Origin of the sequence: Pseudomonas oryzihabitans, assembly GCF_007665395.1 — a bacterium.
Lineage (GTDB): Bacteria > Pseudomonadota > Gammaproteobacteria > Pseudomonadales > Pseudomonadaceae > Chryseomonas > Chryseomonas psychrotolerans_C.
Genome location: NZ_VDND01000001.1, coordinates 548,058 through 561,875, shown reverse-complemented (window position 1 = coordinate 561,875; position 13,818 = coordinate 548,058). Strand labels below are relative to the sequence as shown.

Genomic DNA, 13,818 nt, shown 5'->3' with positions numbered 1-13,818 from the left:
CATCCGGTGAGCTTAACGAACGCTTAGCAGGCTATCGGTAGGTGTAAACCGATGTTTCGGACGCTGAAACGGAAACAGCGCCCGCCCCGGAGAGGCCGGAGCGGTCGCTGTTGGCGGGCCGAGGGGCTCAGCGCACCAGGCAGGGCTTCTTGTTATCGAAGGTCCAGTTGGGCGAGAGGAATTGCATGGCCATGGCGTCATCGCGCGCGCCGAGGCCCTTGGCCTTGTACAGCTCGTGGGCCCGGGCCAGGGCGTCCAGGTCCAGCTCCACGCCCAGGCCACCCTGCTGCGGCACTGCCACCAGGCCGCCCTTGATCTCCAGCGGTTGCCGGGTCAGGCGCTGGCCGTCCTGCCAGATCCAGTGGGTGTCGATGGCGGTGATGGTGCCCGGCGCCGCGGCGGCGACGTGGGTGAACATGGCGAGGGAGATGTCGAAGTGGTTGTTGGAGTGCGAACCCCAGGTCAGGCCCCAGTCGTTGCACATCTGCGCCACCCGCACCGAGCCCTGCATCGTCCAGAAGTGCGGATCGGCCAGGGGGATGTCCACCGATTGCAGCTGGATGGCGTGACCCATCTGGCGCCAGTCGGTGGCGATCATGTTGGTGGCGGTGGGCAGGCCGGCGGCGCGGCGGAATTCGGCCATCACCTCGCGACCGGAATAGCCGTTCTCGGCGCCACAGGGGTCCTCGGCATAGGCCAGCACCTGGTGCTGGTCGCGGCACAGGCGGATGGCTTCCTTGAGCGACCAGGCGCCGTTGGGGTCCAGGGTCACGCGCGCCTCGGGGAAGCGCTCGGCCAGGGCGGTGACCGCCTCGATCTCGGCATCGCCACTGAGCACGCCGCCCTTGAGCTTGAAGTCCTTGAAGCCGTAGCGGTCGTAGGCCGCCTCGGCCAGGCGCACCACGGTCTCGGGGGTCAGGGCTTCCTCGTTGCGCACGCGGAACCAGGCGTCGTCGCTCTCGGCTTCGCTGCGGTAGTCCAGGGTGGTCTTGTTGCGGTCGCCGACATAGAACAGGTAGCCGAGCATCTCCACGGCATCGCGCTGCTGGCCTTCGCCGAGCAGGGCCGCCACCGGCACCTCCAGGTGCTGGCCGAGCAGGTCGAGCAGGGCGGCTTCGACGGCAGTGACGGCATGGATGGTGATGCGCAGGTCGAAGGTCTGCAGGCCACGGCCGCTGGCATCACGACCGGCGAAGGCCTGGCGGACCTGGCCGAGGATGCGCTGGTACTGCCCCAGCGGCTGGCCGACGAGGAACTGGCGGGCGTCTTCCAGCGTCTGGCGGATGCTCTCGCCGCCGGGCACCTCGCCAACGCCGGTGCGCCCGGCGCTGTCCTTGAGGATCAGCACGTTGCGGGTGAAGTAGGGGCCATGGGCGCCACTCAGGTTGAGCAGCATGCTGTCCTGGCCGGCGACGGGCACGACTTCCAGCGAGGTGACCACCGGGGTCCCGGTGTGCACGGCGGGGGTGGCATTGAATTGATTCATGGTCGGGCTCCTTGGCGATCAGCGAGAGGTTTCAGCGGCGAGCGGGGCTGCGGCGGGCGGCGTGGGTACGCCGCGCAACTCGACCCGCTTGATCTCGCCGACGACAAACAGGTAACTGATGGCGGCCACCAGGGCATTGGCACCGACGAACACCAGGGCCATCTTGAAGGAACCGGTGGCGGCGATGATGTAGCCGATGATGATCGGGGTGGTGATGGAGGACAGGTTGCCGATGGTGTTGAACAGGCCACCGGAAAGACCGGCGATCTGCTTGGGCGAGGTGTCGGAGACCACCGCCCAGCCCAGGGCGCCGATGCCCTTGCCGAAGAAGGCCATGGCCATGAAGCCCACCACCATCCAGTCGGCGTCGACGTAGTTGCAGAGGATCATGGTCATCGACAGCAGCATGCCGGCGACGATGGGGGTCTTGCGCGCCACGCTCAGGCTGCTGCCGCGGCGCAGCAGCCAGTCGGAGATCACCCCGCCCAGCACGCCGCCGATGAAGCCACAGATGGCCGGCAGGGAGGCGATGATGCCGGCCTTGAGGATGGTCATGCCGCGTTCCTGTACCAGGTAGACGGGGAACCAGGTGAGGAAGAAGTAGGTGAGGGCGTTGATGCAGAACTGGCCCAGGTAGATGCCGGCCATCATGCGATTGGTCAGCAGCTGGCCGATGTAGCTCCACTTCGGGCCTTCGCTCTTCTTGCCGGGAGTGTCCAGGTCGACCAGGCCGCCGTTGCTGGCGATGTAGTCGATCTCGGCGGCATTGGCGCGGGGATGTTCACGGGGGCTGTAGATCACCGCCATCCAGACCGCCGAGAAGGCGATGCCCAGGGCGCCCATCACCACGAAGACGTGCTGCCAGCCGAAGTGATAGACGATCCAGCCCATCAGCGGCGCGAACAGCACGGTGGCGAAATACTGAGCCGAGTTGAAGATGGCCGAGGCGGTGCCGCGCTCCTTGGTGGGGAACCAGGCGGCGACGATGCGGGCGTTGCCGGGGAAGGAGGGCGCTTCGGCCAGGCCGACCATGAATCTCAGGGCGAACAGCAGGAACACCGCGGTGCCGATGCCGAATTCACCGATGTAGCCTTGCAGCATGGTGAACACCGACCAAGTGAAGATGCTCGCCGCATAGACCTTCTTCGAACCGAAGCGATCGAGCAGCCAGCCGCCGGGGATCTGGCCGAGCACATAGGCCCAGCCGAAGGCGGAGAAGATGAAGCCGAGGGAGACGGCACTGATGCCGAGGTCTTTTTGCAGGGCGGAGCCGGCGATGGAGATGGTGGCGCGGTCGGCATAGTTGATCGTGGTCACCACGAACAGCATGAACAGGATCAGATAGCGGACGCGCGTCTGCTTGGTTTCGTGCATGGAGAGCTCCCACTGGTTTGTTTTTGTGTGCGGGCTGACATCGTGTAGCGGGCTTATGTTGTAAGTCGTCTGACAACGATAGCGCTATCATTAAACAGATAACGCTATCATTCAACCGTTAAATCTGTGGTCGGGCGCAAAAAAGTGGCTAGGAGCTCTGGCGCTCGATCAGGGCGAAACCGGTGTCGAGACTGACCGGGGTGCCGTCGCCAGCGAGGCGATCGAGCAGCGCCTGGGCGACGCGCTGGCCCATGGCATCGGCATTGACGCTGACCGTGGACAGCGCCGGGGTGGCGAAGCGGCCGTTGGTGGTGTCGCCGAAGCCGACCACCGCCAGTTGCGCGGGGATGCGCAGGCCGCGGCTGCTGGCCTCGGCGACCACGCCCAGGGCCAGGGTGTCGGAGCTGCACAGCACCAGTTCCGGTGGCTCCGGGCGTGCCAGCAGGCGCGCCAGGCCGATCCGGCCGACTTCCCAGGTGGCCGGCAGCGGCAGCACTTCCATGGGCAATTCGGCGATGCCCAGTTCGACCAGGCGGGCCTGCAGGGCCAGGTTGCGGCGCATGGCGCGGGGATCGTCCACCGAGATCACCCCGAATCGCCGATAGCCGCGGGCGACGAAGTGGTCCGCCAGGGCCGCGCCGACCTGCTCGTGGGAAAAGCCCACCTGCATGTCCAGGGCCTCGGCGCTCAGGTCCCAGGCTTCCACCACCGGGATGTTCAGCGCCGCTAGCCGCGCGCGACTGGCCGGGGTGTGCAGGGTGCCGGTGAGGACGATGCCATCGGGGCGGCGGCCGAGGATGGCTTCCAGCAATTCCTCTTCCTTTTCCGGCGAATAGCCGGTGGGACCGATCAGCGCCTGGTAGCCCGCCTCGGTGAGACGCTCCATGATCGCCTGTACCACGGTGGCATAGATGGAATTGGCGATGGTGGGCAGCAGGATGGCCACCAGCCGGCTCTTGCTGGAGGCCAGGCTGCCGGCCAGCAGATTGGGTACGTAGCCCAGCTCCTTGACCACGGCCAGGACATGATCGCGGGTGGCGTCGCTCACCAGGCCCGGGCGGTGCAGCGCTCGGGACACGGTAATGGGCGACACTCCGGCGGCGAGGGCGACCTCGCGCACGGTGAGGGGCAGCTCGGTGGTGCCATCGAGCTGGGCGAGTTCGCGTCGGGACTTCCTGGCCAAAGCGGGTCCTTGGATGAGAGAGGCCGCCATTATGCGAGCAAGCCCCGGCGGTTGCCATGGGCGCTGGCCAGAGCCCCCCGCTAGTCGACCGCTCGCGTCGTCCGGGCGCGGCCGACCCGCGACTGATTAGGGCGCCCCAGCAGGGCGGAGACGTCCTGGCCGACCTCGACCAGTCTGGCGAGATCGAGCCCGGTCGCTATGCCCAGGCCATCCAGCAGATAGACCAGGTCTTCGCTGGCGACATTGCCGCTGGCGCCCTGGGCATAGGGACAGCCGCCGAGGCCGGCGACGGAGCTGTCGAACACCGCGACGCCTTCGAGCAGGCTGGCATAGACGTTGGCCAGGGCCTGGCCATAGGTGTCATGGAAGTGCCCGGCCAGTTGGCTGAGCGGCACCTCTCGGCCCAGTCGCTGCCAGAGCGCCCGGGTCCGACCCGGGGTGCCGACGCCGATGGTATCGCCCAGGGAGACCTCGGCGCAGCCCAGGTCCAGCAGCTCGCGGGTCACGCTGGCCACCTGGTCGGTTGCGATCTCGCCATCGTAGGGGCAGCCCAGCACGCAGGACACGTAGCCGCGTACCCGGATGCCCACCGCCCGCGCGCCCTCGACCACGGGCACAAAGCGCGCCAGGCTCTCGGCGATGGAGCAATTGATGTTGCGTTGGGAAAATCCCTCCGAGGCGGCGGCGAAGACGGCGATCTCGTCCACCCCCGCGGCCAGGGCGGCTTCGAAGCCCTTCAGGTTGGGCACCAGTACCGAACGCACTACGGCCTCAGGCCGGCCGAGTCCTGCCAGCACCTCGGCGGTTCCCGCCATCTGCGGCACCCAGAGTGGCGAGACGAAGCTGCCCACCTCCAGATGCCGCACGCCGCTGGCGACCAGCGCCGTGCACAGCTGGATGCGCTCGGCGATCCCTAGCGCCTGAGGCTCGTTCTGCAGGCCATCGCGGGGTCCGACCTCGACCAGCCGCACCCGGGTCGGCAAGGCCTCGCTCATGACGGCGCCGCCTCCAGTTCCACCAGCGGCGCGCCCTCGGCCACCAGCTCGCCGGGGCTGCAGAACAGCGCCGCCACCACGCCGGCGCGGGGCGCGCGGATGCTGTGTTCCATCTTCATCGCCTCCAGCACCACCAGCGGGGCCCCGGCTGCCACGGCATCGCCGACGGCTACCGAGACCGCCACCACGCTGGCGTTCATCGGCGCGGTGAGACCACCCGCATCGGCCTGGCGGGCAACCTCGGCCAGCGGATCGGCCCAGGTGACGGCTTCGAAGCGACTCTGCCATTCGAGGAACAGCGTCGGCCCTCGGCGGTGGAGGCGGGCGCTCTGGCGAACGCCGTCCGCCTGCCAGTGGAGCCGATCACCGCGTACCTCGACCGCCAGCGGGTCGACCAGGGTCAGGTTGCGCACCTCGCCACGACAGGCCAGCCGCAGCGCGATGCGCGGCGGTCCGCCCAGGCGCCAGCCCTGGCGGGATGCCCAGGGTGACGTGGCATCGGCTGCGGCGGGCAGCGTCGCCAGCCAGGCCTGGCCCGCCAGGGTCCAGAAGGCCTCCGGCAGTTCTGCGGGTGCGGGCAGCAAGGCCGCCTGATGCCGCTCGATGAAACCGGTGTCCAGCGCCGCCGCGGCAAAGGCCGGATGGGCCAGCAGGCGCTGCAGGAAGGCGAGGTTGGTGGCGAAACCGCCCACCGCGGTGTCCTGGAGCATGGCCAGCAAGCGCTTGCGCGCCTGGTCACGGCTGTCGCCCCAGGCGATCAGCTTGGCCAGCATGGGATCGTAGAAGGGCGACACCTCGTCGCCTTCCGCCACGCCGCTGTCCACCCGCCGCCCCGGCCCAGCCGCGGGCTCGCGATAGAGTTGCAGCGTACCCGAAGCCGGCAGGAAGCCCTGGTCGGTGTCCTCGGCATAGAGGCGCACCTCGATGGCATGGCCGTGCAGCGGCACCTGGGCCTGGGTGAGGGGCAGGGGTTCGCCGGCGGCCACGCGCAGTTGCCAGGCCACCAGGTCCAGGCCGGTGATGGCCTCGGTGACCGGGTGCTCCACCTGCAGCCGGGTGTTCATCTCCATGAAGAAGAAGTCGCCGCGGGCGTCGAGCAAAAATTCCACAGTGCCGGCGCCGACATAGCCGATGGCCTGGGCCGCCTGCACCGCCGCCTCGCCCATGGCCCGGCGCAATTCGGGCGTGAGCCCCGGCGCGGGCGCCTCCTCGATCACCTTCTGGTGGCGGCGCTGGATGGAACAGTCGCGTTCGTTGAGATAGAGGCAGTGGCCGTGCCCGTCGGCGAACACCTGGATCTCCACGTGCCGCGGTTGCAGCACGTATTTCTCCACCAGCATCCGCGCATCGCCAAAGGCCGAGCGCGCTTCACGCTGGGCCGAGGCGAGGCCCTCGGCCAGGTCGGCTTCGCGCTCGACGATCTTCATGCCCTTGCCGCCGCCGCCAGCGGTGGCCTTGAGCAGGACCGGATAGCCGATGCGCGCCGCGGCGTCGCGAAAGGTGGCCAGGGACTGGTCCTCGCCATGGTAACCCGGCACCAGGGGCACCCCGGCGTCGGTCATCAGCGCCTTGGCCGCCGACTTGCTGCCCATGGCGCGGATCGCCGCGGCGGGCGGACCGACGAAGACCAGCCCCGCCGCGGCCACCGCCTCGACGAAGGCGGCATTCTCGGACAGGAAGCCGTAGCCCGGATGGATCGCCTGGGCGCCGGCGGCCAGGGCGGCGGCGATGATGCGTTCGCCCAGCAGATAGCTGTCGGCCGGCTTGGTCCCGCCCAGGTCCATCGCCCAGTCGGCCTGGCGCACGTGGTGGGCGCCGGCATCGATGGCGCTGTGCACGGCCACGGTACCCAGGCCGAGGGCCTTGGCGGTACGCATCACCCGGCAGGCGATCTCGCCGCGGTTGGCGACGAGCAGACGGTCGAAGGTCATGGCGAGGTCTCCTGCCAGGCGGGGCGACGTTTCTGCAGAAAGGCCTGCAGGCCTTCCTGGGCTTCGGGGGTGACGCGCACCTCGGCGATCAGGCCCTCGGTGAAGGAGCGCACCTCGGCGCGGGGTGCGCGGGCGCCCGCGCCGTCCAGCAACCGCTTGCAGGCACGCAATGCCTGGGGCCCGTTGTCCAGCAGCCGGGCGATCCAGGCCTCGACCAGGGGCTCCAGGTCGGCAGCAGGCGCAGTCTCGGCCACCAGGCCCAGTTCGGCGGCGCGTTCGCCGGAAAAGCGCTCGGCACCCAGCATGTAGCGCCGCGCCGCCCGTTCGCCCAGGGCGCGGATCACGAAGGGCGCGATGACCGCCGGCACCAGGCCGATGCGCACCTCCGACAGGCAGAAGATGGCGTCGCTGGCGGCTAGGGCCAGGTCGCAGCAGCTGACCAGGCCCACTGCGCCGCCAAAGGCCGCGCCCTGGACCACCGCCAAAGTCGGCATTGGCAGGGCCTGCAGGCGATACATCACGTCGGCCAGGCGCTCGGTGTCGGCGCGGTTGGCGGCGGCGTCCAGGCGGGCCGAGGCCTGCATCCAGGCGAGGTCGGCGCCGGCGCAGAAGTGCCGCCCGCGACCGCGCAGCAGCAGAAAGCGCAGTTCCTGGTCGCTGGCGAGCTCGGCGAGCACGCTGCCCAGCTCCGCGATCAGCTGCGCATCCAGGGCATTGTGGCGATCCGGGCGGTCGAGCCAGAGAGTGGCGAAGCCGCGCGGATCGCGGATCAGTTCCAGGGTGTGGAAGTCAGTCATGGCCTACATCCGGAAGACGCCGAAGGTCGTCGGCTCGAGAGGGGCGTTGAGACTGGCCGACAGGGCCAGGGCGAGGACCTCGCGGGTCTGGGCCGGGTCGATCACCCCGTCGTCCCACAGCCGCGCGCTGGAATAGTGGGCATGGGCCTGGCGCTCGTACTGCTCGACGATGGGGGTCTTGATGCGCGCCGCCTCTGCGTCGTCCAAGGCCTCGCCGGCGCGTTCGGCCTGCTCGCGCTTGACCTGCACCAGCACCCCGGCCGCCTGCTCGGCGCCCATCACGCCGATGCGCGCGTTGGGCCACATCCACAGGAAGCGCGGATCGTAGGCGCGACCGCACATGCCGTAGTTGCCGGCGCCAAAGCTGCCGCCGATGATCACGGTGAACTTGGGTACCCGGGCGCAGGCCACCGCGGTGACCAGCTTGGCGCCGTGCTTGGCGATGCCGCCTTCCTCGTATTTCTTGCCGACCATGAAGCCGGTGATGTTCTGCAGGAACAGCAGCGGGATGCCTCGCTGGCAGGCCAGTTCGATGAAGTGCGCGCCTTTTTGCGCCGATTCGGCGAAGAGGATGCCGTTGTTGCCGAGGATGGCCACCGGATGGCCATGCAGGTGGGCGAAGCCGCAGACCAGGGTGGTGCCGAATTGCGCCTTGAATTCATCGAAGACGCTGCCGTCCACCAGCCGCGCGATCACCTCGCGCACCTCCAGCGGCTGCTTGGGATCGGCCGGCACCAGGCCGTGCAACTCCTCGGCCGGATACAGCGGCGCGCTGGGCGTCTTCAGCTGCAAGTCGCCCAGCTTGCGCCAGTTGAGGTTGGCGATGCAGCGCCGGGCCAGGGCCAGGGCATGGGCATCGTTCTCGGCGTAGTGATCGGCCACGCCGGAGGTCCGACAATGGACGTCAGCGCCGCCCAGCTCCTCGGCGCTGACCACCTCGCCGGTGGCGGCCTTCACCAGCGGCGGACCGGCGAGAAAGATAGTGGCCTGCTGGCGCACCATGATGGTCTCGTCGCTCATGGCCGGCACATAGGCGCCGCCGGCGGTGCAGGAGCCCATCACCACGGCGATCTGCGGGATGACGTTGGCGCTCATGGTCGCCTGGTTGAAGAAGATCCGGCCGAAGTGCTCGCGGTCGGGGAAGACGTCTTCCTGGCGCGGCAGGTTGGCGCCGCCGGAATCCACCAGATAGAGGCAGGGCAGCCGGTTCTGCAGGGCGATGGCCTGGCCGCGCAGGTGCTTCTTCACCGTGAGCGGATAGTAGGAGCCGCCCTTCACCGTGGCGTCGTTGGCGATGATCATGCACTCGACCCCCTCGATGCGGCCGATGCCGGCCACCACCCCGGCGGCGGGTACCTCTTCCTCGTAGACGTCGAGGGCGGCCAGGGCGCCGATCTCCAGGAAGGGCGAGCCCGGGTCCAGCAACAGATCGATGCGCGCGCGGGGCAGCAGCTTGCCGCGCGCGGTATGGCGCGCCTGGGCCTTGGCCCCGCCGCCTTCGCGGATGCGCGCCAGCAGCCCGTCGAGCTGCTTCAGCTGTTCGGCCATGGCGGCGGCGTTGCGCTGGTAGTCCGGGGTGCGGCGATTCAGCGTGGAGGTCAGCACGGTCATGAAGGCGTCCTCACCGGGTTTCGTTGAACAGCTCGCGGCCGATCAGCATGCGGCGGATCTCGCTGGTGCCGGCGCCGATCTCATAGAGCTTGGCGTCGCGCAGCAGGCGGCCGGTGGGGTATTCGTTGATGTAGCCGTTGCCACCCAGGATCTGGATGGCGTCCAAGGCCATCTGGGTAGCCTTCTCGGCGGTGTAGAGGATCACCCCGGCGGCGTCCTTGCGGGTGGTCTCGCCGCGGTCGCAGGCCTGGGCCACCGCATAGAGATAGGCGCGGCTGGCGTTGAGCCCGGTGTAGAGATCGGCCACCTTGCCCTGGATCAGCTGGAATTCGCCGATACTCTGGCCAAATTGCTTGCGGTCATGGACATAGGGCAGCACCACGTCCAGGCAGGCCTGCATGATGCCCACCGGGCCACCGGCGAGAACCACCCGCTCGTAGTCCAGGCCGCTCATCAGCACCTTGACCCCACCATTGACCTGGCCCAGCACGTTGTCCTCCGGCACCTCCACCTCGTCGAAGAACAACTCGCAGGTGTTGGAGCCGCGCATCCCCAGCTTGTCGAACTTGCTACCACGGCTGAAACCCTTCCAGTCACGCTCGACGATGAAGGCGGTGATGCCATGGGCCGCCTTTTCCGGTTCGGTCTTGGCGTAGATCACATAGGTGTGGGCATCGGGTCCGTTGGTGATCCAGGTCTTGCTGCCATTGAGCACATAGCGATCGCCGCGGCGTTCGGCGCGCAACTTCATGGAGACCACGTCCGAGCCGGCATTGGGTTCGCTCATGGCCAGGGCGCCGACGTGCTCGCCGCTGACCAGCCGGGGCAGGTAGCGAGCCTTCTGCGCGGCGCTGCCATTGCGGTGGATCTGGTTGACGCAGAGATTGGAGTGGGCGCCATAGGACAGGGCCACCGAGGCCGAGCCGCGGCTGAGCTCTTCCATGGCCACCGCATGGGCCAGGTAGCCGAGCCCTGCGCCGCCGTATTCCTCGCCCACAGTGATGCCGAGCAGCCCCAGGTCACCAAAGGTGCGCCAGAGGTCCAGGGGGAAGCTGTTGCTGGCATCGATCTCGCCCGCGCGCGGCGCCACCTCGCGGGCGACCAGGGTGTGCACCTGATCGCGCAGCAGGTCGAGGGTCTCGCCCAGGGCGAAGTTGAGACTCGGGTAGCTCATGGGGTCACCTGTTGTTGGGATTGTCGGGTGCGAGCGGTCAGCCGATTAGGCGCGCACGGGTCGGCGGCCGAGCGCGGCGCGGAGCAGAAAGGGACAGGCTGGGGCGGCGTCGGCGGCCAGGCGCGGGCATGGCCCGCAAGCGATAGCCACAAGGACGTCGGGCAGGACCGCCGACGGCTGGGCAAGGGTGCGCACGGGGCGCGGGTGTGGAACGCGGGCGCCAGGGCGCTCATGGTCCGTCCTCCTGTTCATTGTTCTTGTCGTGGCGACCGCAAGAGGAAGGCGGCGCGCCTGTGCCTCTGAGTCTAGGAGGAGAAATGCGCTATCGTGAAACGATAAAAATAGAATCCAGGTATTGGAAAAGCAGATGGCAATGCTCAAGGACATCTCGATGCGGCAGCTGCGCTACTTCGTCGCCGCCGCCGAGAACAGCCAGTTTTCCTTGGCCGCCAGCGCGGTCAACGTCAGTCAGTCGGCGGTCACCACGGCGGTCAGCCAGCTGGAGGCGCTGCTCGCCGTGCGGCTGTTCGAGCGCCTGCCCCATGGCGTCAAGCTCACCGCCGAAGGACACCAGTTCTATCACCATGCCCGGCACGTCCTCGACACCCTGCAGGACGCCGTCAGCCAGCCGCTGTTCCAGAGTCATGCGCTGACCGGCCAGGCCCGCGTCGGCGCCTCTTATGCGGTGCTCGGCTACTACCTGCCGACCCTGCTGGCACGCTTCAAGCGCAGCTATCCGCAGATCGACATCGACCTGCGCGACATGGACCGACCCAGTATCGAAGCCGGCATCACCGACGGCACCCTGGAGTTGGGTCTCACCGTCATCTCCAACGTCGACGCCACCCAGCCCTTCGAGCGCCACCTGCTGATGCGCTCGCCGCGCCAGCTCTGGCTGCCCAGCGCCCATCCGCTGCTGGCGCCGGAGCGCGTCACCCTGGCCGACATCGCCCCCTATCCCTACATCCTCGCCACGGTGGACGAAGGCGAGACCTCGACCCTGCGCTACTGGCGCGCGGCGGGCCTGGAACCCAACGTGGTGTTCAAGACCTCGTCCATGGAATCCCTGCGCGGCCTGGTCGCCCACGGCTTCGGCGTGCCCATCCTTTCCGACATGCTCTATCGCGGCTGGTCGCTGGAAGGCCGCAAGCTGGAAGCCCGCCCCGTGGCCGATGCCATCCCGCCCATGGAGCTGGGCCTGATCTGGAGTCCCGAAGAGCGCCTGAGCCCCGGGGCCCAGGCGTTTCGGCAATTCCTGGTGTCGGCGGCGGGGTAGCGGGGTGCTAGCCCGTTGCCCTAGTGGGCGGCCGCCTTGCTCAGGTCGGCGTCGTTCCATTCGGTGTAGACGCAGGCGTCGCTGGCGGCCCAGCGCAGCCGTACCACCTGGCCGGGCTGCAGGCCCTGGGTATGGGCCAGCGACTTGACCATCAGCGGGACACCCCCTGCGGTCTGCAGCATGCAGCTCTGGCTCTCGCCCAGGAACAGCGCCTCGCCGACCCGTGCCGGGATCTCGTTCCAGCCCGCTGGCAGGGGCAGGGTCGTCGCCTGTTCGGTGGTTAGCAGTTGCAGCTTTTCCGGTCGCAGCATCAGCAGCAACGCCTGCCCCGGTCTGACGCCGGCGGTCGGGCGCATCGCCAGCTCCTGGCCTTCGAAGGTGCAATGGGCCTGGGCCCGGGCGGTGACCTTGAGAAAGTTGGAGTTGCCGAGAAAGGCCGCGACGAAGGCATTCGGCGGATTCTGGTAAAGGTCGTAGCCACTGCCCAGGCCGACGATGCGCCCATGGCTGAAGATGGCGATGCGCTGCGACAGCCGCAGCGCCTCTTCCTGGTCGTGGGTCACGTAGACGATGGTGATGCCCAGGCGACGGTGCAGCTGGCGCAGTTCGTCCTGCAGGTCTTCGCGCAGCTTCTTGTCCAGGGCGCCGAGGGGTTCGTCCATCAGCAGGATGCGTGGTTCATAGACCAGCGCCCGGGCGATGGCCACCCGCTGTTGCTGGCCGCCGGAGAGCTGCGCCGGCCGGCGATGGGCGAAGGCGTCGAGCTGCACCAGGCGCAGCATGGCGTCAACCTTCTGGTTGCGCTCCGCCGCGCCGACCTTGCGGATGTCCAGGGGGAAGCCGATGTTGTCGCGCACCGACAGGTGTGGAAACAGCGAATAGCGCTGGAACACCATGCCGATGTCGCGCTGGTGCGGCGGTACCCGCAGCAGCGAGCGCCCGGCAACGCTGATGGCACCCGAGCTGGGGGTCTCGAACCCGGCCAGCATCGCCAGGGTGGTGGACTTGCCGGAACCGCTGGAGCCTAGGAAGGTGAGGAATTCGCCCTCCTGGATGTCCAGCGACAGGTCGTCCACGGCGGTGAAATCGCCGTAGTGCTTGTTGAGATTCTGCAGGCGGACCAGGGGGGCCGCGGCGGCGGTGTTCTGAAGGACGGCGCTCATGGCAGGGCTCCGGGTATCAGCGGAATTGGGGTTGGCGGCGGCGCAGCAGGGCAGCGGCGAGCATCACCAGCAGGGAAAGACCGATCAGCACGGTGGAGGCCACGGCGATCACCGGGGTCAGGTCCTGGCGCAGGGTGGACCACATCTTCACCGGCAGGGTCTGCAGGTTGGGACTGGCCATCATCACGCTCAGCACCACCTCGTCCCAGGACACCAGGAAGGCGAACAGCGCCCCGGCGAACACGCCCGGCCAGATGCCCGGCAGGGTCACCCGGTAGATCGCCTGCAGGCGCGAGGCGCCGCAGATCACCGCGGCATCCTCGATGGACTGATCGAATAGCTTGAGCGAGTTGATGACGGCGATCAGCGCGAAGGGCAGGGCGACGATCACATGGCTGACCACGAAGGCGAGCAGGGTGCCGGTGTAGCCCAGGCGTAGGAACAGCGCATAGATGGCCACGGCGATCACCACCAGCGGCACGATCATCGGCAGGGTGAAGATCGCATAGAGCGTCTTGCGGCCGGGAAATTTGCCGCGTACCAGGGCGAAGGCGCAGGGCAGGGCCAGGGCCACCGAGACCAGGGTGGTCAGCAGCGCCACCTTGAGGCTGGCCAGGGCCGCCTGCATCCATTCCGGGTTGGCGAAGAATTGCTGGTACCACTTCAGCGTCCAGCCCGGCGGCGGGAAGACCAGCCACTGGGAGGAGCCGAACGACAGCAGCACGATGAAGACGATGGGCAGCAGCAGCACCGCGGCGATGGCGCCGGTGATCAGCAGCAGGCCGCCGCGCAGCCGCCAGCCGAGGGCGTTGGGAGTGAGCAGCATGG

11 protein-coding genes are annotated in these 13,818 nt (G+C 68.3%); 1 reads left to right on the top strand and 10 read right to left on the bottom strand.

Features of this window, described 5'->3' with window-relative positions:
- Positions 1–127 precede the first annotated feature (127 nt).
- The 8 genes from gudD to FSV73_RS02555 form a co-directional block, all read right to left on the bottom strand.
- Complete coding sequence (gene gudD / locus FSV73_RS02590; protein ID WP_145003402.1) at positions 128–1,486, bottom strand: glucarate dehydratase; 1,359 nt, start codon at positions 1,484–1,486, stop codon at positions 128–130.
- Positions 1,487–1,504: 18 nt separating this feature from the next.
- Positions 1,505–2,860: an MFS transporter gene (locus tag FSV73_RS02585; protein WP_145003400.1), complete on the bottom strand. Its 1,356-nt coding sequence runs from the start codon at positions 2,858–2,860 to the stop codon at positions 1,505–1,507.
- Positions 2,861–3,008: 148 nt separating this feature from the next.
- Complete coding sequence (locus FSV73_RS02580; RefSeq protein WP_145003398.1) at positions 3,009–4,043, bottom strand: LacI family DNA-binding transcriptional regulator; 1,035 nt, start codon at positions 4,041–4,043, stop codon at positions 3,009–3,011.
- An 80-nt stretch (positions 4,044–4,123) separates the two neighbouring features.
- Complete coding sequence (locus FSV73_RS02575; RefSeq protein ID WP_145003396.1) at positions 4,124–5,038, bottom strand: hydroxymethylglutaryl-CoA lyase; 915 nt, start codon at positions 5,036–5,038, stop codon at positions 4,124–4,126.
- Entirely contained in the window at positions 5,035–6,969 is a 1,935-nt protein-coding gene (locus FSV73_RS02570; protein WP_145003394.1) for an acetyl/propionyl/methylcrotonyl-CoA carboxylase subunit alpha, read from the bottom strand. The genes FSV73_RS02575 and FSV73_RS02570 overlap by 4 nt, the downstream gene beginning before the upstream one ends.
- Complete coding sequence (locus FSV73_RS02565) at positions 6,966–7,766, bottom strand: enoyl-CoA hydratase-related protein (protein ID WP_145003393.1); 801 nt, start codon at positions 7,764–7,766, stop codon at positions 6,966–6,968. Before FSV73_RS02565 ends, FSV73_RS02570 begins: the two co-directional genes overlap by 4 nt.
- Before the next feature lie 3 nt (positions 7,767–7,769).
- Positions 7,770–9,377 carry a carboxyl transferase domain-containing protein gene (locus FSV73_RS02560; RefSeq protein WP_145003391.1) on the bottom strand — a complete coding sequence of 536 codons (1,608 nt, stop codon included), beginning with the start codon at positions 9,375–9,377 and terminating at the stop codon, positions 7,770–7,772.
- A 10-nt stretch (positions 9,378–9,387) separates the two neighbouring features.
- Positions 9,388–10,551, bottom strand: coding sequence for an isovaleryl-CoA dehydrogenase (locus FSV73_RS02555; RefSeq protein ID WP_145003388.1), 1,164 nt, complete (start codon positions 10,549–10,551; stop codon positions 9,388–9,390).
- 367 nt (positions 10,552–10,918) lie between these two features.
- Between FSV73_RS02555 and FSV73_RS02550 the strand changes: the two genes are divergently transcribed.
- On the top strand, positions 10,919–11,827 hold the full coding sequence (locus FSV73_RS02550; RefSeq protein ID WP_145003386.1) for a LysR family transcriptional regulator: 909 nt from the start codon (positions 10,919–10,921) through the stop codon (positions 11,825–11,827).
- A 20-nt stretch (positions 11,828–11,847) separates the two neighbouring features.
- Here the strand turns inward: FSV73_RS02550 and FSV73_RS02545 are convergent, their stop codons facing one another.
- Both FSV73_RS02545 and FSV73_RS02540 read right to left on the bottom strand, forming a co-directional pair.
- A complete protein-coding gene (locus FSV73_RS02545) occupies positions 11,848–12,990 on the bottom strand; it encodes an ABC transporter ATP-binding protein (RefSeq protein WP_145003384.1) in 1,143 nt (380 codons plus the stop codon).
- A gap of 16 nt (positions 12,991–13,006) precedes the next feature.
- Positions 13,007–13,816: an ABC transporter permease gene (locus FSV73_RS02540; protein WP_145003383.1), complete on the bottom strand. Its 810-nt coding sequence runs from the start codon at positions 13,814–13,816 to the stop codon at positions 13,007–13,009.
- Positions 13,817–13,818: the final 2 nt, after the last annotated feature.

Excerpts from the sequence above, each read along its gene's own strand:
- gudD (WP_145003402.1), bottom strand. The coding sequence starts at position 1,486 with ATGAATCAATTCAATGCCACCCCCGCCGTGCACACCGGGACCCCGGTG.
- FSV73_RS02585 (WP_145003400.1), bottom strand. The coding sequence starts at position 2,860 with ATGCACGAAACCAAGCAGACGCGCGTCCGCTATCTGATCCTGTTCATG.
- FSV73_RS02575 (WP_145003396.1), bottom strand. The coding sequence starts at position 5,038 with ATGAGCGAGGCCTTGCCGACCCGGGTGCGGCTGGTCGAGGTCGGACCC.
- FSV73_RS02570 (WP_145003394.1), bottom strand. The coding sequence starts at position 6,969 with ATGACCTTCGACCGTCTGCTCGTCGCCAACCGCGGCGAGATCGCCTGC.
- FSV73_RS02565 (WP_145003393.1), bottom strand. The coding sequence starts at position 7,766 with ATGACTGACTTCCACACCCTGGAACTGATCCGCGATCCGCGCGGCTTC.
- FSV73_RS02560 (WP_145003391.1), bottom strand. The coding sequence starts at position 9,377 with ATGACCGTGCTGACCTCCACGCTGAATCGCCGCACCCCGGACTACCAG.
- FSV73_RS02555 (WP_145003388.1), bottom strand. The coding sequence starts at position 10,551 with ATGAGCTACCCGAGTCTCAACTTCGCCCTGGGCGAGACCCTCGACCTG.
- FSV73_RS02550 (WP_145003386.1), top strand. The coding sequence starts at position 10,919 with ATGGCAATGCTCAAGGACATCTCGATGCGGCAGCTGCGCTACTTCGTC.
- FSV73_RS02545 (WP_145003384.1), bottom strand. The coding sequence starts at position 12,990 with ATGAGCGCCGTCCTTCAGAACACCGCCGCCGCGGCCCCCCTGGTCCGC.
- FSV73_RS02540 (WP_145003383.1), bottom strand. The coding sequence starts at position 13,816 with ATGCTGCTCACTCCCAACGCCCTCGGCTGGCGGCTGCGCGGCGGCCTG.